The organism is Nonomuraea sp. B19D2 (genome assembly GCF_040137845.1).
Lineage (GTDB): Bacteria > Actinomycetota > Actinomycetes > Streptosporangiales > Streptosporangiaceae > Nonomuraea.
Genome location: NZ_JBEFAK010000001.1, coordinates 424,276 through 444,800, shown reverse-complemented (window position 1 = coordinate 444,800; position 20,525 = coordinate 424,276). Strand labels below are relative to the sequence as shown.

The following is a 20,525-nucleotide window of genomic DNA, read 5'->3' as shown; positions in this document are numbered from 1 at the left end:
ACCTACGCCGAGATCGCCAGACGCCTGGCACGACCGACCTCCACCATCACCCGCGAGATCACGCGCAACGGCGGCCCTGGCGACTACCGGCCCGACCAGGCACACCAGGCCACCGAACGGCGCGCTCGCCGACGCAAGCCGGCGCCGTCCCCGACGGCGCCCGCCGCCACCGACGCCCACGGCCGCGATCCCGAGGCGGTCCACAACTTCGAGGAACGATTTGCCGCGCTGATGGCCAAGACGGGGCTCCCGCGGATGACGGCCAGAGTGCTTGCCTGTCTCTACGCCACTGACGCCGGCAGTCTCACCGCCGCCGACCTGGTCCAACGACTTCACGTCAGCCCGGCATCGATCTCCAAGGCCATCAGCGACCTCGAAGGGCAGGAACTGATCCGACGCGAACGCGACCCCCGACGGCGACGCGACCGCTACGTGATCAATGACGATGTCTGGTACCGCGCCTGGCTGGCAAGTGCCCGGATGAACGCCATCCTGGCCGAGGCCGCCCTACAGGGAGCCGAGACCCTCGGCACCGGCACACCCGCCGGTGTCCGGCTGGAGGACATGAGCCAGTTCCTCGAGCACGTCGGCCAGGACATGATCCAAGCCGCCGAGCACTGGCGGCAGGTCTTCTCCGATCGGCGAACGGCGAACGGAATCGGAAGGGCTAGATGGACACGCCCGGCTGCATCAGCCGGCGGGCCGCCTCCGTGATCGACCCGGACAGCGACGGGTAGACGGCGAACGTGTGGGCGAGCTGGTCGACGGTCAGCCGCTGCTGCACCGCCACCGACACCGCCAGGATCAGCTCGGACGCCCGCGGCGCCACGACCACGCCGCCCAGCACGATCCCGGTGTGCGGCCGGCAGAACAGCTTGACGAACCCGTCGTTGAACCCCTGCATCTTCGCCCGGGCATTGGTGGCCAGCGGCAGCTTGACCACGTTCGCCTCGACCTCGCCCGCCTCGATCACCCGCTGCGCGACGCCGACCGCCGCGATCTCCGGGTCGGTGAAGATGTTGGAGGCCACCGTGGCCAGCCGCAGCGGCTGGACGGCCTCCCCGAGCGCGTGCCAGACCGCGATGCGCCCCTGCATGGCCGCCACCGAGGCCAGCATCTGCACGCCCGTGCAGTCGCCGGCGGCGTAGACGTTGCCCGCGGAGGTGCGCGAGACCTTGTCGACCTTGATGAAGCCGCCCTTGTCGAGCTGGACCCCGGCCTCCTCCAGGCCGATGCCCGTGGTGTTGGGGATCATGCCGACCGTCATCAGCGCGTGGGAGCCCTCGGCTGTGCGGCCGTCTTCCAGGGTCACGACCACGCCGTCGGCCGTGCGCTTGACGCCTGCGGCACGCGAGCGGCCCATGACGTTCATGCCGCGGCGGCGGTAGACCTCTTCGAGCACCTCGGCGCCGTCGGCGTCCTCGTTGGGCATCATCCGGTCGCGGCTGGAGACCAGCGTGACCTCCGAGCCCAGCGAGCGGTACGCGCCCGCGAACTCCGCGCCCGTCACGCCCGAGCCGACCACGATCAGGTGCTCGGGCAGCTCCTCCAGGTCGTAGAGCTGGCGCCAGGTGAGGATGCGCTCGCCGTCGGGCTCGGCGGAGGGCATCACGCGCGGCGTCGCGCCGGTGGCCACGATCACCACGTCGGCCCTGATCGTACGGTTGCCCGCCCTGACCACCTGCGGATCGACCAGCCGCCCGCGCGCCCTGATGATCTCGACGCCCTCGGCCTCCACCCGGGTGGCGATGTCGGCCGACTGGGCCTGGGCCAGCTCCTTGACCCGCTTGTTGACCAGGGGAAGGTCGATGTCGACCGTGCCTGCCTCACCGTCGGGCCCCCCGTCGAAGGAGATGCCCAGCGACGGCGCGTCGAGCAGCGCCTGCTTGCGCACGGAAGTCGCGATCAGCGTCTTGGACGGCACGCAGTCGGTCAGCACGCACGCCCCGCCCGGGCCGTCCTGCTCGACCATCGTGACCTGTGCGCCTAGCTGGGCGGCCACCAGTGCCGCCTCATAGCCGCCTGGTCCGCCACCAATGATCACGATGCTTGTCACATAACCCATTCTCCCGCATGAGCTCGGTAAGGCTGCAACTGGCCCATCACGTCTCAAGAGCTTTGGCGACGAAGCGTGACACGTCGCCCTCCGGTCTGATGCCGATGGACCGAGACGGCCGTCCAGCGTGACAGGATGGCGCGGTAGCTGGATGACGGGCGGCACCCGGTGAGAGGGGTGGATCGTGGCGTGGCTTTCAGGTCCTTCAGGCAAGCCGAATGACCCTCGGCTTTATGCCGCGTACGGCTCGAACATGGACCCGGAGCAGATGGCCATGCGTGCCCCGCACTCTCCGATCTGGGGCGTCGGGTGGCTGACCGGCTGGCGGCTGACGTTCGGCGGATATGACCCGGCCTGGGACGGCGCGCTCGCCACGATCGTCGAGGATCCCGATGAGCACGTGTTCGTGGTGCTCTATGACGTGCCCGACTGGGAGGAGACCTCGCTCGACCAGTGGGAGGGCGCGGTCCGCGGGGCCTATCACAAGGTGCGGCTGCGCGTGCAGACCCTCGAGGGCGAGGTCGTGGCCTGGTTCTACGTGCTCGACGGCTACGAGGGCGGCCTGCCCTCGGCCCGCTACCTCGGCAGCCTGGCCGAGGCGGCGGAGCGGGCGGGCGCCCCCGACGACTACGTCAAGGAGCTGCGGGAGCGCCCCTGCACCTCTTACGGCGGTTAGCTCAGCGGCTGGTCCTTGGTCTCCTTCAGCACGAAGATGTAGACCAGCAGCGAGACCAGCGCCAGCGCCGACATGTAGTACGGGAACACCTGGACGTTGCCCGCGTCCTTGAGCGCCGTGCCGATGAGCGGCGCGGTGCCGCCGAAGAGCGCCACGGTCAGCGAGTACGGGAAGCCGGCGCCGGCCGCGCGCACCCTGGTCGGGAAGAGCTCGGAGTTCACCGCGGCCGAGATCGAGGTGAAGCAGCCCAGGAACAGCATGCCGATCAGCTGCACGACCAGCAGGCTGACGAACGAGTTGGACAGCAGGCTGAGCAGCGGCACCGGCAGCACCACAAAGGCGACGCCGAAGGTGATCAGCATGGGCTTGCGCCCGACGCGGTCCGACAACATGCCGAGCAGCGGCTGGAGCAGCATGAAGAAGAACAGCGAGATCGTGCCCACCTGGAGCGACTGCGCCGCGTCGAACTTGACGGTGATCTGCGCGTAGATCGGCAGGAAGCTCGTCCAGGTGTAGTACGCCACGGTGCCCGCGATCGTGATGCCGACGATCGTGGCGGCCGCCCTCGGGTAGCCCACCAGGAACTCGAAGAGCTTCGGCCGCTTGGCCTCACCGCGCTGGATCTCCTCCGCCACGGCGGAGGTCTCGTCCGCGCCCTTGCGGATCCACAGGCCCACGAGGCTGATCACGGCGCCCACGATGAAGGGGATGCGCCAGCCGTACGAGCCCATGTCCTCCTTCACGAGGCTGGAGGCGAGCAGGGCGGCCAGCCCGGAGGCCAGCAGCTGGCCGATGGTGGTGCTGACGTACTGGAAGCTCGAGTAGAGGCCGCGCCGGCCGTGCGGGGCCGACTCCACCAGGAACGTGGTCGCGGCGGCGAACTCGCCGCCCACGGACAGGCCCTGGATGAGCCTGGCGAGGGTCAGGATGATCGGCGACAGGAGGCCGACGGCCTCGTAGGTCGGGGTCAGGCCGAGCAGCAGCGACCCCGCGCCCATCAGCACGATCGTGAACGTCATCGCGGCCTTGCGCCCGAACCGGTCAGCGAACGCGCCGACCAGCAGGCCGCCCAGCGGGCGCATGAAGAACCCCACCGCGAACACGCCGTAGGCGCTCAGCAGCGCGACGAGGCCGCCCTCGCTCTTGGGGAAGACCTGGGCAGAGAAGTACGTCGCGAGGAACGTGTAGGCATACCAGTCGTACCACTCGACGACGTTGCCGATGCTGGCCGCCATGAGCTGGCGGACGCGGCTCTTGGGGATGCCGACTGGCGAATGTGCCACGGGGGAGGTCGCCACGATGGGCTCCTTTGCTGCAATGTGCGGAGATGGCTTACTGTGCTATTGGACGACCGAAACAGTCAAATATCTGGCCAGATATTTACAAACCCGACACAGAACAGGTTGCAGGTGGATGATCTCGACCGGCGCCTCGTCGCCGCGCTCCAAGTCAGTCCGCGCGCCTCGTGGGGCGAGATCGGCAGGGCGGTGGGCGAGCACGAGCGCACGGTTGCCAGGCGGCTGCAGCGCCTGATCTCCGAGGGGGTCGTGCGGGTCACCGCCATCTACGACGACCTGCGCACCGGGCACGGGCGTCCGGTGCACCTGCACGTCCAGGTGCGTCCCGGCACGGCGGGCAAGGTGGCCGAGGCGCTGGCGGAGCGGCCCGACACGCGATCGGTCTACGCGCTGACCGGAGCCGCCGACATCGGCTGCGAGCTGGTCTCGCCCTCCCGCGAGCAGCTGCACCACATCCTGTCCGCGCAGGTCTCCGAGATCGACGGCGTGCGGCAGACGCAGGCTCAGGTCGTCCTCCACACGTTCAGGACCGTGGCCGAGTGGCACGCGCCGTACCTCAGTGAGGAGGAGGTGGCCGAGCTGCGGCCGGCGCCGCCGCCTGAATGCCTGCCCGACGAGGAGGGCCTGTCACCGCTGGAGGAGGAGATCGCCCAACTGCTCACCGCGGACGGCAGGATCGCGTTCACCACCGTCGCAGAGCGCCTCGACGTCTCCGTGCCGACCGCGCGCAGGCGGGTGACCTCGCTGATCGAGCGGCGGCTGCTGCTGCCGCGCGCCGAGGTCGAGCCCGCGCTGCTCGGGCTGGAGGTCGAGGCCATGCTCTGGCTGAAGGTCCGGCCGTACGGGCTGGATCTGGTCGGCCAGCGGCTGGCCGCGCATCCCGACGTGCGTTACTGCGCCGCCACCTCGGGCACCCATTCCCTGATCGTGCAGGTCGTGGCCGCGCACGAGGCCGACCTCTACCGCTTCATGACCCGTGTTGTCGGACAGTACGACGAGATCACCGACAGCGACCTCACCCTGATCACCCGCGCCTACAAGCGCGGTCATCTCCATAAGTCCGGACTGCTCACGTTGGATCACCGTTGGGAGAAAACGCCATGACACCCGCCGAGAAGGAAGTCGCCGACCTCTGTGTGGAGCTGATCCGCGCCGACAGCAGCAACTACGGGGACGGCAGCGGTCCCGGCGAGCGAGCCGCGGCCGAGGTCGTCATGGCCAGGCTGGCCGAGGTCGGGATCGAGTCCACGTACATCGAGAGCGAGCCGGGCCGCGGCAACGTGATCACCCGCGTCGAGGGCAGCGACCCGTCACTGCCCGCGCTGCTCGTGCACGGGCACCTGGACGTGGTGCCCGCCAACGCCGCCGACTGGTCCGTCGACCCCTTCGGCGGTGAGGTGCGCGACGGCTACATCTGGGGCCGCGGCGCCGTGGACATGAAGGACATGGACGCGATGATGCTGGCCGTGCTGCGCCAGCTGAAGCGCGAGGGGCGCAGGCCGCGCCGGGACATCGTGTTCGCCTGGGTGGCCGACGAGGAGGCCGGCGGCGTGTACGGCGCCAAGTACCTCACCGCGAACCACCCCGAGCTGTTCGAGGGCGTCACCGAGTCGATCAGCGAGGTCGGCGGCTACTCGCTCGAGGTGGACCCGTCGCTGCGGCTCTACCTGATCGAGACCGCCCAGAAGGGCCTGGCCTGGATGAAGCTCATCGCCGACGGCACGGCGGGGCACGGCTCGATGCTGAACTCCGACAACGCCGTCACCGAGGTCGCCAAGGCGGTGGCCAGGATCGGCGACCATGACTGGCCGCTCACGTACACGCCGACCGTGCGGCAGTTCCTCACCGAGGTCGCGGACGCGTTCGGGATCCCGTTCGACGAGGACGACCCGCAGCCGGTCCTGGACAAGATCGGGCCGCTCGTGCGATTCGTGGGCGCGACGCTGCGCAACACGGTCAACCCGACCCAGCTCAACGCCGGCTACAAGTCCAACGTCATCCCCGGCCAGGCCACGGCGGTGATCGACGGGCGGTTCCTGCCGGGGTTCGAGGAGGAGTTCTTCAAGACCGTCGACTCGCTGCTCGGGCCGAAGGTGCGGCGCGAGTTCGTGCACCACGACATCGCGCTGGAGACCTCGTTCGACGGCGCGCTGGTCGAGTCGATGATCGCGGCGCTCAAGGCCGAGGACCCGGCGGCGCGGGCGATCCCGTACTGCATGTCGGGCGGCACCGACAACAAGACGTTCTTCGCCGACCTCGGCGTGCGCGGGTTCGGGTTCGTGCCGCTGCGACTGCCCGCGGACATGGACTTCGCCTCGATGTTCCACGGCGTTGACGAGCGGGTGCCGGTGGACGCCCTGCAGTTCGGCGTGCGGGTGCTGGACAGGCTCCTCCTAAACTACTGAGCTGTGACCATCGACGCATACACCCTGGCCTCCGAGGCGGCCGCGGCTCTCCGGAGCGCGACCGGCCTCGACACCTTCGACGTGGCACTTGTCATGGGGTCGGGGTGGGTGCCCGCCGCCGACGCGATCGGCGAGACGGTGAGCGAGGTGCCGTTCACCGACCTGCCCGGGTTCCGCGCGCCCGCCGTGGCCGGGCACGGCGGCAAGATCCGCGTCGTGCGCACCCCGGCGGCGCGGCACGCGCTGGTGTTCCTCGGGCGCACGCACCTGTACGAGGGGCTCGGGGTGGACGCGGTCGTGCACGGCGTACGCACGGCGGCGGCGGCCGGCGTGCGCACGCTCGTGCTCACCAACGCGGCCGGCGGCCTGCGCCCCGAGACGCAGAACGTCGGCGACCCGGTCCTGATCAGCGACCACATCAACCTGACCGGGGCCAACCCGATCACCGGCACCACGTTCATCGACCTCACCGAGGTCTACTCGCGCCGCCTGCGCGCGCTCGTGCACGAGATCGACCCGAGCCTGGCCGAGGGGGTGTACGTGGCCTTCCGCGGGCCCACGTACGAGACGCCGGCCGAGATCCGCATGCTGCGCACGCTGGGCGGCGACATGGTGGGCATGTCCACCGTCCTGGAGGCCATCGCCGGCCGCGAGGCCGGCCTGGAGGTGCTGGGCGTCTCCCTGGTCACCAATCCGGGCGCGGGGCTGTCGGGCGAGCCGCTCAACCACGAGGAGGTCCTGGAGGTCGGCCGCGCCACGGCGGCCCGCATGGGCGTGCTCCTGGCCAAGGTGGTGGACAAACTATGAGTAAGCACACCGATCAGAAGGAGAGCCTGTGACTCTGGAACGGGCCGTCCGCGAGTGGCTGGCCCAGGACCCCGACCCGGAGACCCGCGCGGAGCTCTCCGACCTGCTGGAGCGCTGGGACCTGCCCGCGCTGCAGGACCGCTTCGGGGCCAAGCTGGAGTTCGGCACGGCGGGCCTGCGTGGCGAGCTCGGGGCGGGCCCCAACCGGATGAACCGCGTCACCGTCATGCGTGCCGCCGCCGGCCTGGCCAAGGTGCTCGGGCCGGGCAAGCACGTGGTCATCGGCTACGACGCCCGCCACAAGTCCGACGTCTTCGCCCGCGACACGGCCGCCGTGCTGACGGGCGCCGGGCTGCACGCCTCCCTCCTGCCCGGCCCGCTGCCCACGCCCGTCCTGGCCTTCGCCGTACGGCACCTCGGCGCGGACGCCGGGGTGACGGTCACGGCCAGCCACAACCCGCCACGGGACAACGGCTACAAGGTCTACTGGGGCGACGGCTCCCAGATCGTGCCTCCCGTCGACCGCGAGATCTCGGCCGCCATCGACACCGCGGGCCGCGTGGACCTGCTCCCTCTCCACGGTCCCGGCACGCTGACGGAGCTCGGCGAGAGCATCATCGACGACTACGTCTACGCCGTGACGTCACTGCCCCTGGGCGACGCCCGCGACCTGCGCGTGGCGTACACGCCCCTGCACGGAGTCGGGAGCGCCACGCTCACGGGCGCCTTCCTCGCCGCCGGTTTCGAAAGCCCGGTGGCCGTCGAGGAACAGCGCAATCCCGACCCCGACTTCCCCACGGTCTCCTTCCCCAACCCGGAGGAGCCCGGGGCGATGGACCTGGCCGTCGCGCTGGCCGCCAAGCTGAACGCGGACCTGGTCCTGGCCAACGACCCGGACGCCGACAGGTGCGCGGTGGGGGTGCCGCTCCCTGACGGGACGTGCCGCATGCTGACCGGGGACGAGGTCGGGGGCCTGCTGGCCGAGCACGTGATCACGCACACCACCGGCGACCGCATGGTCGCCACCACCATCGTCTCCTCGACCCTCCTGAGCAAGATCGCCCAGGCGCACGGGGTCCGCTACGGCGAGACGCTGACCGGCTTCAAGTGGATCATCAAGGCGGGTCCCGGACTGGTCTTCGGCTACGAGGAGGCCATCGGCTACAGCGTCGGCTCCGACGCGGGCCTCCCGGTCCACGACAAGGACGGCGTCGGGGCGGCACTCACGGTGGCCGGCATCGCCGCGGCGGCCAAGCGCTCGGGCCGTACCCTGCTGGACATCCTGGACGACCAGGCCCGCCGCTACGGCCTGCACGCGACCTCCCAGCTCTCCTTCCGCGTGAGCGACCTGTCCCTGATCGCCGACGCCATGACCCGCCTGCGCGCGCACCCACCGTCCGCTCTGGGCGGCCGGGAGGTCGTGCGCGTGGACGACCTGACGAAGGGCGACGGGGGCCTGCCGCCGACGGACGGGCTGCGGTACCGGCTCGCGGGTGACGCTCGCGTGGTGGTCCGCCCTTCGGGCACGGAGCCCAAGCTGAAGTGCTATCTGGAGGTCGTCGTCCCGGTGACCGACGAGGTGGCGGAGGCCCGCGCACAGGCCGCCCGCGACCTCGACGCCCTGAAGGCCGACCTGTCCATGTCTCTGGGCCTCTAGCAGTCTGGAGAAAGCCCCTCCCCTCGAGAAGCAACCAAATTTGGTTGTCCCAACTCTGGTACAACTAAAAATGGTTGCTTGGCGGATGGAGGTGTCGTGGACGGATTCATCGGACGGGGTCGAGAGCTCGCCACGCTCGGCCGCTACTTCGCGCGCGTAGGCACTGGAGACCGGCCCGGGCGTGCCATCCTCATGCGAGGCCGTCGCCGCGTGGGGAAGTCGCGCCTGGCGGAGGAGTTCATCCACCGGAGCGGCGTGCCCAGCCTGTTCTTCACCGCAGCCCACGAGCCGATCAGCGACCAGCTTGAACGCTTCATCGCGGACGCGGCGGCATCCGACCTCCCCGACGCCTCGCTTTTCGAGGGGGTGACCCCGACCTCGTGGGACAGCGCGCTCAGGCTGCTGGCTCAGGCCGTTCCCCAGGACTCGCCAAGCATCGTGGTCCTCGACGAACTGCCCTTCATGATCGCCCATGACCCTCATCTGGAGGGAAAGCTGCAGCGGCTCTTCGACCGCGAGTTCTCGCGCCGCCCCATGTTGCTCATCCTGATCGGCTCAGATCTGTCCATCATGGAAGCGATCAACCAGTACGACCGCCCGTTCTACATGCGGGCGTCAGAAATGGTGATCAATCCTCTCACCCCCGCGGACGTTGCCGAGAAACTGAACCTGCCGCCCGCTGATGCGATCGACGCGTACCTCGTCACCGGCGGCCTCCCCATGATCTTGGACGAATGGCCCGCGGGCGCCACCGTGTGGGACTTTCTGAACACCGCCATACCTGACCCCACTTCGGCCTTGACCGTGAGCGGCGAGCGCGCCGTGGCCGCCGAATTCCCGCCGGAAGCCCAGGCCAGAGTCCTGTTGAAGGCCATCGGCTCAGGTCAGCGAACCTACTCGGCCATCTCGAAGGCCTGTGGCGGGATACCTGGTACGTCGGTCCAGCGCGGCCTGCAGATTCTCCTCGAGAAGCGCATCATCACAGCGGAACTACCGCTGTCCGTCCGCCCTTCGAAGGACCGCCGCTACCACGTGACGGACACTCAGCTGCGCTTCTGGCTGTCCTTCATCGACCCAGGCATGCCGGAAATCTACCGCGGCCGGGGCGATCTTGTGCTGCGGCGCATCGCCCGCTCATGGACGGCCTGGCGCGGTACAGCCGTGGAGCCCGTCATCCGGGAGTCCCTTCGACGCATGGACGGGTTGCCTGAGCCGACTGGCGCCATCGGCGGCTACTGGACACGAAGCAATGACCCGGAGATCGACATCGTCGGCGCCGACCGGGAGCCGATCGCGAAGCAGATCACCATGCTCGGCTCCATCAAGTGGCTGGAGAACCGGCCATTCGACCAGCACGACATGAAAGAACTCATCGTCCATCAGTCAAAGATGCGAGGAGCAGACACGTCCACGCCGCTCTATGCGGTCTCCCGAAGCGGGTGTGGTGTGGCAGGCATCACGCACATCACGCCGGAAGAACTGCTGGACCTCTGGCGATGAGCGCGCTCTTGGTCTCACCAATAAGACCAAAGTGGAGGCGAGGTCCGCGCAGGACGGCCCTTGAGACCAACTCCTTCAGTTGGTCTCAACGATGAGACCAACTGTGGTGCCGCGCCTCCCTTGGCGCCCCGCGCGTCTTTGGGGTTAGGCCAGGCGGAACTCGAGGTCTGTGTCCCAGTTGTTCATGTCGGGCTCCTCCAGCGGATTGGTCCTGTAGAGCTCCAGGCGGCAGCCCCAGTGCTCCGTCCCGTCCTTTTCGGTCATGTCCCAGGTCAGCCCCTGCTCCTCGGCCCACTTCAGCACCGAGGAGATGACGCCGACCAGCCGGTCGGGGTGGCCGTGGTGGGAGGCCGTGACGTAGCGGCCCGCGGGGAGGACGTCGGCGAAGATCTCGCCCTCTCCCGCGACCGGCGTGGCGACCGGCACTCCGGCCTGCACCACCAGCCGGTCCTCGGCCATGTTGATGCTGTCGTACCTGAAGAACGGGGCTCCGGCGGGGGCCGCGCCGCGTTCGGCGAGCCAGCCGATCAGGCCCGCGATGCGGTCCCCGACCAGGTTGAAGCTGGTCATGGTGATGGTCTTGCGGATCCCGAGGTAAGGACGGTCCAGGAAATCGATGATTTGTGGCATGTTTCCTCCTTCATCCCTCAGTACGGAGCGGGCTAGCCAAACTCATCGGCAGCTCGAAGAAGGGGAACAGGCCGGGGTCCAGGTACGTGGTCGTGCCCGCTATGCGGCCGTCCGCGATGTCCAGGATGACCAGGGCGAACGGCTTGCCGTCCACGTACTGGCCGAAGGCCGGGGAGCCGTTGGCCCTGGTGGGCAGGAGGCGGGCGCCGGCGCACGGCGCGTCCGACGCGAGCAGGACCGCCCGGATGCTCTCGCGCCCGCGCAGCCACCAGGTGAACGGCGGCATCGACGACGTGGCGTCCTCGTGCAGCAGCGACACCAGGGCGGCCACGTCGTACCGCTCGAAGGCCGACACGTAGCGGGAGAGCAGTTCCTCGTCCACCTCCGGGTCGGCGGGCTCCACAGCGGGGAGCTTGGCGCGGGCCCGTTGCAGGGTGCTGTTGACGGACGTGACCGTGGTGGACAGGAGGGTGGCGGTCTCGGCGGCGGACCATTTGAGCACGTCGCGGAGGATGAGGACGGCGCGCTGCCGGGGCGGGAGGTGTTGCAGGGCCGCCACGAAGGCCAGGCGGATGGTCTCGCGGTTCACCGCCAGGTCCTCGGGGCTGAGGCGGCTGTCCGGGATGGGGTGGATCCAGCGCTCGGGAGGCAGTGGCGCGCCCAGCTCGGCGCCCGGGACGGCGGCGGGGCCGAGGTCCATGGCGCGGGCGCGGCGTTGCGGGCCGCGCAGCATGTCGAGGCAGATGTTCGTGGCCAGGTGGAACAGCCACGAGCGCAGCGGTCCGCGCGAAGCGTCGTACGTGTGCCACGCCCTGACGAACGTCTCCTGCACCGCGTCCTCGGCCTCGAACCCCGAGCCCAGCATGCGGTAGCAGTAGCCGGTCAGCTCGCCCCGGTGCCACTCCAGCTCCGTCGCGTCCACTACGCCGAAGTCACCTCGATCTGGAGCTCGGTGACCCATTCGTCCTTGTTCTCCGGGCAGTGCAGGGAGATCTCCCTCGCCAGGCCCAGGGAACGGTAGCCGTTCTCCTCGATCCAGTGGGCCAGCGCCTGGAACGTCGGCCCCACCGCCTCCATCGGCCCCTCGTGGATGATCGTGGCCGCGGTCTCGATGGGAGGCAGGTCGACGATCTCGAAGTCGTAGGAGCCGGGCGGCGCGAAAACCGGCAGGCAGGTGTGCACCATGACGGAGCCGTCGTCGTCCGGCACGTAATAGGCCAGGCCGGGACCCACGACACTCACCCCGGCGGCCTCCACCCGGCGGCAGATCTCCAGGAACAGCGGCGAGATGACCGGGCCGATGTCCGCACCCTCGTAGCTGGCCGCCCTGGCGCTGAGCTCGGCGACCCTGACCGCGTCCACCCTCTTGAGCACGACTTCGGCCGTCCTCATGTGCCCCTCCGTCTCGATCGTGCGCAATCGCGCCTCGACGCCCCGGAGCCTGGCCAGGTCGGCGCTGATCTGGGCCTCCAGCTGGGCGCGGCGCAGCCGTACCATGCCGTGCAGCTCCTCCGCGCTCACCTTCTCGTCCAGGATCGCCCTGACCTGCTCCAGCGTGAAGCCGAGGTCCTTGATGGCGACGATCCGGTTGAGCCTGGACAGCTGCGCGGCCTGGTAGGACCGGTAGCCGGTGACCGGGTCCACGTGCGCTGGGCGCAGCAGGCCGATGGCGTCGTAGTGGCGCAACATGCGTACGGACACCAGCCCGAGCCTGGCGAAATCTCCGATGCTGAACATGGCGCCTCCAGGGATAGGGCCTGACACGGTGTCAGGGTCAACCTATGGCGATTCAGGGATCCATAGGGTATTTTTCGAGACATGGGCGACCGAACGTTCGGTAGGTCGACGGTGGACCTCACTGACCGGGACGCGGATGCGAACCAGCGGATCAGGACGGCGGCGGTGCTGCTGTTCGCCCGGCAGGGCTATGCGGCCACGAGCATCCGCGACCTGGCCAGAACGGTCAACATGACCAATGCCGGGATATATCACCACGTGTCGAGCAAGGAGGCCCTGCTCGCCGACCTCATGCGCGTCGCCCAGCAAGGGCTGATCGACGCCACGGAGCGCATGCTGCACGACGCCGAAGGCCCTGCCGACCGCCTCGCCCTGTTGATCAGCTCGCTCACCGCCGTCCATGCGCTCAGCCCCATGACCACCCGCGTCATGGACGGCGAGCTGCGCTCCCTGACGCCCGGCTCCGCCGCCCGCGACGAGATCATCGCCCTGCGCGACGCGTACGAGGACTACTGGAGGGACGCCCTCGCGCGAGGCGCCGAAACCGGGGCGTTCCGCGTCGCCGACCAGAAACTGACCCGACTGGCCCTGATGTCCATGTGCACCGGCACCAGCGAGTGGTACCGCCCCGACGGGGCCTCCACGCTGGAGCAGGTGTGCGCCGAGTTCGTCACGATCGGCCTGGCCGCCGTCCGCGCGCCCGCCCGGGCCGAGGCAACCCTCGATCTCTCACTGCTGCCCGACTTCCCGTGGGAGCCGCCGGATGCACGAAACGATCCCCGACCTGATGAGGCACGCCGCTAGCACGTACGGCACGCGCGAGTTCCTCCGCTTCCCCGACACCTCGCTCACCTTCGAAGACGCCGACGCCCGGTCCGACAGCCTGGCCGCCGCCCTGATCGACAAGGGCGTCCGGCCAGGCGACCGGGTGGCGATCATGATGGACAACGTCCCGGACTGGCCGCTGAGCTGGCTGGCGATACTCAAGGCGGGCGCGATCACCGTGCCGGTGAACGTCCGCTACCGGGCCGCCGACCTGGAGCACGTCCTGCGCGACTCGGGCGCCGTGGCCACGCTGACCACCGAGGAGCACGTCCCGCACATCCCGGGTACGGTCTACGTCCTCGACTCGGCCCCACCCGCCAGGATCCCCGCCAGAACCCACGAGATCGCGAATTTTCAGTACACGTCGGGGACGACCGGGTTTCCCAAGGCCTGCATGCTCACCCACGACTACTGGCTCAGGACCGCCCGGCTGGTCGCCGACCAGGTCCGCCTGCGCGACGACGACGTCATGCTGATCGCCCAGCCGTACTCGTACATGGACCCTCAATGGGTCACCCTCCTCTGCCTCATCGGCGGCATCCCCCTCGTGGTGCTCCCCCGTTTCTCCGCCTCCGGCTTCTGGGCCTCGGCCAGAGAGCACGGCGCGACGCTCACGTACATGCTGGGCTCGATGCCTCTCCTGCTGCACAAGCAGCCGCCGCACGCCGACGACGGCGCCGGCCGGATGCGTCTGGTGCTCTGCTCGGGCATCCGGCCGGACCTGCACAGGGCGTTCGAGGAGCGCTGGGGCGCGCCGTGGCGCGAGCTGTACGGCTCCACGGAGAGCGGCCCGGACCTGGGGGTGCCCATCGACGCCGAGGAGACGGTCGGCACTGGCGCCATGGGCCTCCCGTACCCGGGCAAGGAGGTCACGCTGGACGAGGAGACCGGCGAGATCCTGGTCAGAGGCGCGCCCATGATGAAGGGCTACTGGAACCACCCGGAGGCCACCGCACGCGCCTTCAGAGGCGGCTGGTACCACACCGGCGACCTGGGCCTGCGCGACGAGCACGGCTACATCCACCACGCCGGGCGGTTGACGGACATGGTGCGCAGGGGCGGGGAGAACATCTCGTGCGCCGAGGTAGAAAGCGTGCTCACCCAGCACCCGGCGGTCCTCCAGGCGGCCCTCGTGCCCATCCCCGACGACCTGTGGGGCGAGCTTCCGAAGGCGTTCCTCCAGCTCCGCCCCGGTCACGCCGCCGATGAGGACACGGCCATGAGCGTGATCGAGCACGCCAGAGGCCGCCTGGCCCGCTTCAAGATCCCGGAGTATGTGGAGTTCGTGGCGGGGTTCGCGCTGACCCCGTCAGCCCGCATCGAGAAGCGCCGCCTTCTCCACCCGGAACGCGACCAGCGCGCCGCCCCCGCTCTGTTCATTGGCAAGGAGAGACCGTGATCGAAGTAACCGAACGCGACCAGGTGACCGTGATCACGCTCGCGCGCCCGGAAAAACTCAACGCCCTCACCGCCGGCATGCGAAGGGACCTGGCCGCGGCGATCCGTGAGCACGGCGGGAGCGCCAGGGGCATCGTGGTCACCGGCACCGGACGGGCGTTCTCGGCCGGTGAGGACATCCACGAGGCGGCCGGCAAGTCGCTGGTCGAGGAGGTGGCGCTCTTCCACGACATGACCAGGGCGGTGCTGGAGACCCAGGTCCCGGTCGTGGCGGCGGTCAACGGCCTGGCCGTGGGCGGGGCCGCCGAGTGGACGCTCTGCTTCGACACCCGCATCGGCACCCCGGCGGCCGAGTACTTCTTCCCGGAGAACCACATCGGCCTGTCGATCTCGAACGCCGCCGGCTACCTGCTCCCCCGCCTGGTGGGCGCCAAGGCGCTGCGGCTGGTGCTCGACTCGACCCGCATGACCGCCGAGCAGGCCCTGGCCACGGGCCTGCTGGACGAGATAGTCGCCCCCGAGACGCTGCTGGACACGGCGCTCGAGCGCGTGCACCACTGGACGCGGCCGGGCACCGCCACGGCGGTGCACCTCGGGCTGCTGCGGCCGCCCGTCGACGAGGTCGAGCGGGCCTTCGCCAAGGAGACGGAGGCCGCCAAGCAGGTGGAGGAGTCGGGGATCGCCCAGGCGGGCATGTCCCGCTTCGTCAACAGGCCCAGGCGGTGACGACCGCCACCGCCGAACGGCGCAGGCGATGACGACCGCCGCCGCCGGACGGCTTAGGCGATGACGATGGCGGCGACCAGGAGCGCCACGGCCGCCGCCAGCACCGCGATGGCGTCGTAGGACCACGTCACCCGGCCCGGCGCCGCCTCCTGGTCGCGGCGCCTGGCCGACTCGGCGCGCTCGCGGATCTGCTCGCCCACCCAGTCGGCATGCGTCTTGCCCGCGAACGCCTCCGCCGCCGCCTGCTCCGCCTTCGGCAGCGTGGGCTCGGTGCGCAGGCGCCCTCGCTCCTGCCTGGGCATCCCGCGCCGCTGTGCCCTGGCCCGCTCCCGAGCGCTGCTCATCGGCGTCCAGAGCCGCAGCACCCGCCCGTCGCCGTACGAGACGTTGATCGAGTGGGACACCGTCACGTCCTCGACCGAGGCCCACGGCAGGAACGTGGTGCGGAGCGGATTGCGCCCCACCAGCCCCTCCTCCGTGAACACCGTGGCGGGGCGCAGCGCGATTACGTAGACGAACGCCGTCAGCGCGCCCAGCACGGCCAACGCCACCAGCGACGACTTGCCGGTGTAGTGGGCGATCAGGTCCCACACGTTGAAGGCGACGAAGACCAGCCACACCCACGCCAGCACGAACGCCGTCCTGGACCGGTAGGTCTGCTTCACGGCTGCCACTTGAGCTGCGCGAATCCCGGCTTGATCACGCCGTTGATGAGCGCCAGCCGCTCGTCGAACGGGATGAACGCCGACTTCATCGCATTGACCGTGAACCACTGCAGGTCATCCCAGCCATAGCCGAACGCCTCGACCAGCTTGGCGAACTCCTGCGACACGCTGGTCGAGCTCATCAGCCGGTTGTCGGTGTTGACCGTGACCCGGAAGTTCAGGCGCCGCAGCAGGCCGATGGGGTGCTCGGCGATCGACGTGGCGGCCCCGGTCTGCAGGTTGGACGTGGGGCACATCTCCAGCGGGATGCGCTTGTCACGCACATACGCCGCCAGCCGCCCCAGCTTGGCGGACCCGTCCCCGGCCACGGAGATGTCGTCGATGATCCGCACGCCGTGCCCGAGCCGGTCGGCGCCGCACCACTGGATCGCCTGCCAGATCGACGGCAGCCCGAACGCCTCGCCCGCGTGGATGGTGAAGTGGGCGTTCTCCCGCTGGAGGTACTCGAACGCGTCGAGATGCCGCGTGGGCGGGTAGCCCGCCTCGGCCCCCGCGATGTCGAACCCCACCACGCCCACGTCGCGGTAGCGCACGGCGAGCTCGGCGATCTCCATGGAGCGCGCCTTGTGCCGCATGGCCGTGAGCAGTGTGCCGACCCGGATGCCGCGCCCCTCGGAGCCCTGCCTGAACCCCTCGAGCACCGACTCGACGACCTCGTCGAGGGTCAACCCCATGGTGGTGTGCTGCTCGGGCGCGTAGCGCACCTCGGCGTAGACCACGCCGTCAGCCGCCAGGTCCTCGGCGCACTCGGCGGCCACGCGCTGGAGCGACTCGCGTGTCTGCATGACCCCGACGGTGTGGTCGAACGTCTCCAGATAGCGCTCGAGCGAGCCGGAGTCGGACGCCTCCTCGAACCACTGGCGCAGGTTGTCGGGATCGGTGGTCGGCAGCCGATCGTAGCCGGTCTCCCTGGCCAGCTCGACGATCGTCTCGGCGCGGAGCCCGCCGTCGAGGTGATCGTGCAGCAGCACCTTGGGAGCCCGCCGGATGTCGTCAAGCGTGGGTCTCATCTGGCCATGATAAGGGCGGACTCCCCATGCGGCTCAGTCGCGACCGGCGCTCTCCGGCGAGAAGGCGGGCAGGCACACCGCGATGTACTCGGCGCCCTCGGGACCCACGCTGTAGCGGACCTTCTCCCCCGGCGACGTCACCACCGACTGCCCGGCCGCGACCTGCGTCGTGCCCTCGGCGTGCTCCACCAGCAGCAGGCCGCGCAGGACCACGGTGTACTCGGTGAACAGCGGCGTCTGCGGCGGCTCCTCCCAGCCGGGCGGAGCCGTCATGTGGGCTATGGAGATCGCGTCGTCACCACTGTTGACGCGGCCGATGTGCTCGTCGATGAGCTTTCCGCCGGGAACGGGTATGCGGGCCGGGGCCTCGATCTTTCTCACCACGAGGTCAGTGTGCCACGTCGATGATCAGGCGGCTGGGATCGCCCTGCTCGTTGAGCTGGAACGCCGCCTGCCTGGCCAGCACCAGGCCGATGCCGACGTGGCCCTCGAAGTCGCCGGTCCTGACGACGTCGGTGAGGTTGCCCAGGTCCGCGGGGAAGACGGGGCCGCCGGCCCACGTGGGCTTGCCGTTCTCGTCGTGGGCGTTGGCCGGGAAGAGCGTGACCTGGAGGTACGCGCCGCCACGCACCTCGATGGGCTTGCCCGAGCCCTCCTCCAGGAACTGCTCCACCCACCTGACGTTGTATCCGGGGATCTCGCCCTCGAGGTAGACGATCACGCGGTCGTACGTGTCGTGGGCGGCGTAGCGCACATCCGTCACCACGGCGGGCTCGATGCCGTCGCGCTGGACGTCCACCTCGGCGGTGCTCGTCGGCTTGCCGCTCTCGTGCCTGGCCGTCCCGGTGGCGGACGGGGTGTCCGTCAGGACGGCCTGGGTGCCCGTGCCGCAGGCGGTGAGCAGCGCCAGGCAGGCGAACGGGAGGACGGCGCGGCAGCGCGACGACCGGCGCGCGGACGGGGATGACGAGCGCATGCCCGGTAGATGCCCAGGTTACGGGCCTGCAAGCGGCGGATCCGCACACTGGGATGAAAAAGACGGGGCCCGCCGGACTGGCGGGCCCCGTGGTGAAGGACGGTCAGACGGTCTCGTACACCTGCACGTTCTCGTCGGCCTCCGTGACGGTCGCGGCCTTGCGGGCGCGCAGGCCGGTCGCCGCGATCGCCAGCCCGACCAGGGCCAGCACCAGCGACACCACGATCGCCGAGCGCAGCGCGCCGATCGAGAGCGTCTCGCCGCCTCCGCCCGAGGTGAGCACGGCGGTGACCACGGCCAGCACGATCGCGCCGCCCACCTGGCCGGAGGTGTTGAGCAGCCCGGAGGCCAGCCCCTGCTCGTCGTCGTCCACGCCGTTGGTGGCCTGGATGTTCAGCGAGGGGAACGACAGCGCGAACGCGATGCCCATGAGGATCATGCCCGGGATCACCATGCCGCCCAGGCTCGGGGTGCGGTCGATGCCGAGGAAGATCGCGTACCCGCCGGCCAGCGCCGCGGAGCCGATGACGATCAGCTTGCCGGTGCCGAACCTGTCGGCGAAGTCGCCCATCTTGGTCGAGGTGACCGCGACGAGCAGGCCCGCGGGCAGGAACGCCAGGGCGGTGCCCAGGGCCGACCAGCCGAGGAGGTTCTGGAAGTACTGCATGGCCACGAACTGGAACGCGACGTACGAGCCCATGAGGATCAGCAGCCCCAGGTTGGCCCGGACGATGTGGGCGGAGCGCAGGATGCCGAGCCGCACCAGCGGGTGGCGCATCCGCAGCTCGGCGAGGATGAACAGGCCGAGCAGCACGGCCACGCCCACCAGCGAGCCGATCGTCTGCAGCGAGGCCCAGCCGGCCTCGGGCGCCTGCACGACCGTGAACACCAGCAGCAACATGGAGGCGGTGATCAGCACCGCGCCGATCAGGTCGTGGCCGCCCTCTGCCCGCTCGTCCCGGCCGCGCAGCACCTTCGGCGCGACGAGCAGCGCGAGGAGCGCGACGGGCACCGGCATCAGCAGCGTCCACCGCCAGCCGATCTCAGTGAGCAGGCCGGACAACACGAGACCGAGCGAGTAACCGCTGGCGCCGCAGGCGGTGAAGATGCTCAACGCCTTGTTGCGCTCCGGGCCCTCGGGAAAAGTCGTCGTGATGATCGACAAAGCCGCGGGGGCGGTGAAGGCGGCGGCCACCCCCTTGACGAACCGGGCCGCGATCAGCAACCCGCCGTCGTCCACAATGCCACCGAGCAACGACGCCACGGCGAAGACGCCCAAGGCGACCAGGAACACCCTGCGCCGCCCGAGCAGGTCGGCGGTCCTGCCTCCGAGCAACAGAAGACCGCCGTAGCCGAGCACGTAGCCGCTGACCACCCACTGCAGAGACGAGGTACTCAGGCCCAGGTCGTGCTGGATGGCGGGCAGGGCGACACCGACCATCGAGACGTCCAGGGCGTCAAGGAAAATCACTGCGCAGAGCACGGCGAGCGCGCCCCAACGGGATGAGGAAGAGGACATGGAACTGAACAATACATGCAGACGCATCTTATGCAAACGCATTTAATGCCGTTGCATGAGATTTAGCGAAGTGGTAACCTCCGCGACATGGACGAGGAGTTCGTGGTCGAGACCTGGCATTACGTCCTGGCCAAGCACGCCAAGGCCATGTGCGCGCTGGAGCGTGAGCTGGGCGATCGGCACGGGCTGGGACCGAGCGAGTTCGAGGTGCTCGATCGGATCGTCCATCACGACAGAAAGCTGCGCATCCAGGAGCTCTGCGACGAGGTCCACCTGAGCCAGAGCGCCCTGTCCCGGGTGGTGGCCCGCCTGGAGAAGGCCGCGCTCGTGTCACGCGGGGTCTGCGACGCGGACCGGCGCGGCGTGTTCGTGTGCATCACGGACGAGGGCCGCGCCCGCCACGCGGAGGCCCTTCCCACGCAGCGGGCCGTCCTGTCCGAGATCTTCGCCGACGCCCCGGCCCTCGCCCGCTGACGACGCCCGGCGTCCCACCGACCGGGGCCGTTCAGAGGCGCGCCGCTCCGAAGGGACGCCCGCGCACCTCGTACGGCCGGACGCCCCCTCGGATCACCGTGGGGAC

The 20,525-nt window shown here is 69.7% G+C and carries 21 protein-coding genes; 11 read left to right on the top strand and 10 right to left on the bottom strand.

From position 1 onward, the window contains the following. Positions 1 to 255 precede the first annotated feature (255 nt). Positions 256 to 714: a MarR family transcriptional regulator gene (locus ABN273_RS02255; protein WP_502910911.1), complete on the top strand. Its 459-nt coding sequence runs from the start codon at positions 256 to 258 to the stop codon at positions 712 to 714. Here the strand turns inward: ABN273_RS02255 and ABN273_RS02250 are convergent. Next, positions 668 to 2,056 carry an NAD(P)H-quinone dehydrogenase gene (locus ABN273_RS02250; protein ID WP_349446891.1) on the bottom strand — a complete coding sequence of 463 codons (1,389 nt, stop codon included), beginning with the start codon at positions 2,054 to 2,056 and terminating at the stop codon, positions 668 to 670. The genes ABN273_RS02255 and ABN273_RS02250 overlap by 47 nt on opposite strands. Before the next feature lie 184 nt (positions 2,057 to 2,240). Here ABN273_RS02250 and ABN273_RS02245 point away from each other — a divergent pair, with 184 nt between their 5' ends. Beyond that, on the top strand, positions 2,241 to 2,732 hold the full coding sequence (locus ABN273_RS02245; protein WP_349446890.1) for a gamma-glutamylcyclotransferase family protein: 492 nt from the start codon (positions 2,241 to 2,243) through the stop codon (positions 2,730 to 2,732). On the opposite strand, the gene ABN273_RS02240 is transcribed toward ABN273_RS02245, so the two are convergent. Next, positions 2,729 to 4,030, bottom strand: a complete 1,302-nt coding sequence (locus ABN273_RS02240; RefSeq protein ID WP_349446889.1) for an MFS transporter — start codon at positions 4,028 to 4,030, stop codon at positions 2,729 to 2,731. The genes ABN273_RS02245 and ABN273_RS02240 overlap by 4 nt on opposite strands. Positions 4,031 to 4,141: 111 nt before the next feature. Between ABN273_RS02240 and ABN273_RS02235 the strand changes: the two genes are divergently transcribed. The 5 genes from ABN273_RS02235 (at position 4,142) to ABN273_RS02215 (ending at position 10,399) form a co-directional block, all read left to right on the top strand. Next, positions 4,142 to 5,134 (top strand): Lrp/AsnC family transcriptional regulator, encoded by a 993-nt coding sequence (locus ABN273_RS02235; protein ID WP_349446888.1) that lies wholly within the window; start codon positions 4,142 to 4,144, stop codon positions 5,132 to 5,134. Then, positions 5,131 to 6,435: a M20/M25/M40 family metallo-hydrolase gene (locus ABN273_RS02230; RefSeq protein ID WP_349446887.1), complete on the top strand. Its 1,305-nt coding sequence runs from the start codon at positions 5,131 to 5,133 to the stop codon at positions 6,433 to 6,435. Before ABN273_RS02235 ends, ABN273_RS02230 begins: the two co-directional genes overlap by 4 nt. A 3-nt stretch (positions 6,436 to 6,438) precedes the next feature. Then, entirely contained in the window at positions 6,439 to 7,242 is an 804-nt protein-coding gene (locus ABN273_RS02225) for a purine-nucleoside phosphorylase (protein WP_349446886.1), read from the top strand. A gap of 28 nt (positions 7,243 to 7,270) precedes the next feature. Continuing rightward, the gene (locus ABN273_RS02220) at positions 7,271 to 8,899 is read left to right on the top strand and encodes a phospho-sugar mutase (protein ID WP_349446885.1); all 1,629 of its coding nucleotides are present in this window, start codon (positions 7,271 to 7,273) and stop codon (positions 8,897 to 8,899) included. A 96-nt stretch (positions 8,900 to 8,995) separates the two neighbouring features. After that, positions 8,996 to 10,399: an ATP-binding protein gene (locus tag ABN273_RS02215; protein ID WP_349446884.1), complete on the top strand. Its 1,404-nt coding sequence runs from the start codon at positions 8,996 to 8,998 to the stop codon at positions 10,397 to 10,399. Positions 10,400 to 10,543: 144 nt separating this feature from the next. Here ABN273_RS02215 and ABN273_RS02210 read toward each other — a convergent pair whose 3' ends face one another. From ABN273_RS02210 to ABN273_RS02200, 3 genes are read right to left on the bottom strand one after another with little or no spacing between them, the layout of a single operon-like run. Next, positions 10,544 to 11,029: a GyrI-like domain-containing protein gene (locus ABN273_RS02210; protein ID WP_349446883.1), complete on the bottom strand. Its 486-nt coding sequence runs from the start codon at positions 11,027 to 11,029 to the stop codon at positions 10,544 to 10,546. Between the two features lie 10 nt (positions 11,030 to 11,039). Next, positions 11,040 to 11,951, bottom strand: coding sequence for a sigma-70 family RNA polymerase sigma factor (locus tag ABN273_RS02205; protein WP_349446882.1), 912 nt, complete (start codon positions 11,949 to 11,951; stop codon positions 11,040 to 11,042). After that, entirely contained in the window at positions 11,951 to 12,766 is an 816-nt protein-coding gene (locus tag ABN273_RS02200; protein WP_349446881.1) for a MerR family transcriptional regulator, read from the bottom strand. The genes ABN273_RS02205 and ABN273_RS02200 overlap by 1 nt, the downstream gene beginning before the upstream one ends. An 81-nt stretch (positions 12,767 to 12,847) precedes the next feature. Between ABN273_RS02200 and ABN273_RS02195 the strand changes: the two genes are divergently transcribed. From ABN273_RS02195 to ABN273_RS02185, 3 genes are read left to right on the top strand one after another with little or no spacing between them, the layout of a single operon-like run. After that, positions 12,848 to 13,570, top strand: a complete 723-nt coding sequence (locus ABN273_RS02195) for a TetR/AcrR family transcriptional regulator (RefSeq protein WP_349446880.1) — start codon at positions 12,848 to 12,850, stop codon at positions 13,568 to 13,570. Then, on the top strand, positions 13,530 to 14,990 hold the full coding sequence (locus ABN273_RS02190; RefSeq protein WP_349446879.1) for an AMP-binding protein: 1,461 nt from the start codon (positions 13,530 to 13,532) through the stop codon (positions 14,988 to 14,990). Before ABN273_RS02195 ends, ABN273_RS02190 begins: the two co-directional genes overlap by 41 nt. Continuing rightward, positions 14,987 to 15,715 carry an enoyl-CoA hydratase/isomerase family protein gene (locus ABN273_RS02185; protein WP_349446878.1) on the top strand — a complete coding sequence of 243 codons (729 nt, stop codon included), beginning with the start codon at positions 14,987 to 14,989 and terminating at the stop codon, positions 15,713 to 15,715. The genes ABN273_RS02190 and ABN273_RS02185 overlap by 4 nt, the downstream gene beginning before the upstream one ends. A gap of 53 nt (positions 15,716 to 15,768) precedes the next feature. Here ABN273_RS02185 and ABN273_RS02180 read toward each other — a convergent pair whose 3' ends face one another. The 5 genes from ABN273_RS02180 to ABN273_RS02160 form a co-directional block, all read right to left on the bottom strand. After that, positions 15,769 to 16,380, bottom strand: a complete 612-nt coding sequence (locus ABN273_RS02180) for a PH domain-containing protein (protein ID WP_349446877.1) — start codon at positions 16,378 to 16,380, stop codon at positions 15,769 to 15,771. Then, positions 16,377 to 17,450, bottom strand: a complete 1,074-nt coding sequence (locus ABN273_RS02175) for an adenosine deaminase (protein ID WP_349446876.1) — start codon at positions 17,448 to 17,450, stop codon at positions 16,377 to 16,379. Before ABN273_RS02175 ends, ABN273_RS02180 begins: the two co-directional genes overlap by 4 nt. Positions 17,451 to 17,483: 33 nt before the next feature. Next, positions 17,484 to 17,834: a cupin domain-containing protein gene (locus ABN273_RS02170; protein ID WP_349446875.1), complete on the bottom strand. Its 351-nt coding sequence runs from the start codon at positions 17,832 to 17,834 to the stop codon at positions 17,484 to 17,486. Between the two features lie 4 nt (positions 17,835 to 17,838). Continuing rightward, a complete protein-coding gene (locus ABN273_RS02165) occupies positions 17,839 to 18,426 on the bottom strand; it encodes an AMIN-like domain-containing (lipo)protein (protein WP_349446874.1) in 588 nt (195 codons plus the stop codon). Between the two features lie 103 nt (positions 18,427 to 18,529). Further along, entirely contained in the window at positions 18,530 to 19,897 is a 1,368-nt protein-coding gene (locus ABN273_RS02160) for an MFS transporter (protein WP_349446873.1), read from the bottom strand. Positions 19,898 to 20,032: 135 nt separating this feature from the next. Here ABN273_RS02160 and ABN273_RS02155 point away from each other — a divergent pair, with 135 nt between their 5' ends. After that, on the top strand, positions 20,033 to 20,419 hold the full coding sequence (locus tag ABN273_RS02155; RefSeq protein WP_349446872.1) for a MarR family winged helix-turn-helix transcriptional regulator: 387 nt from the start codon (positions 20,033 to 20,035) through the stop codon (positions 20,417 to 20,419). Positions 20,420 to 20,525 lie beyond the last annotated feature (106 nt).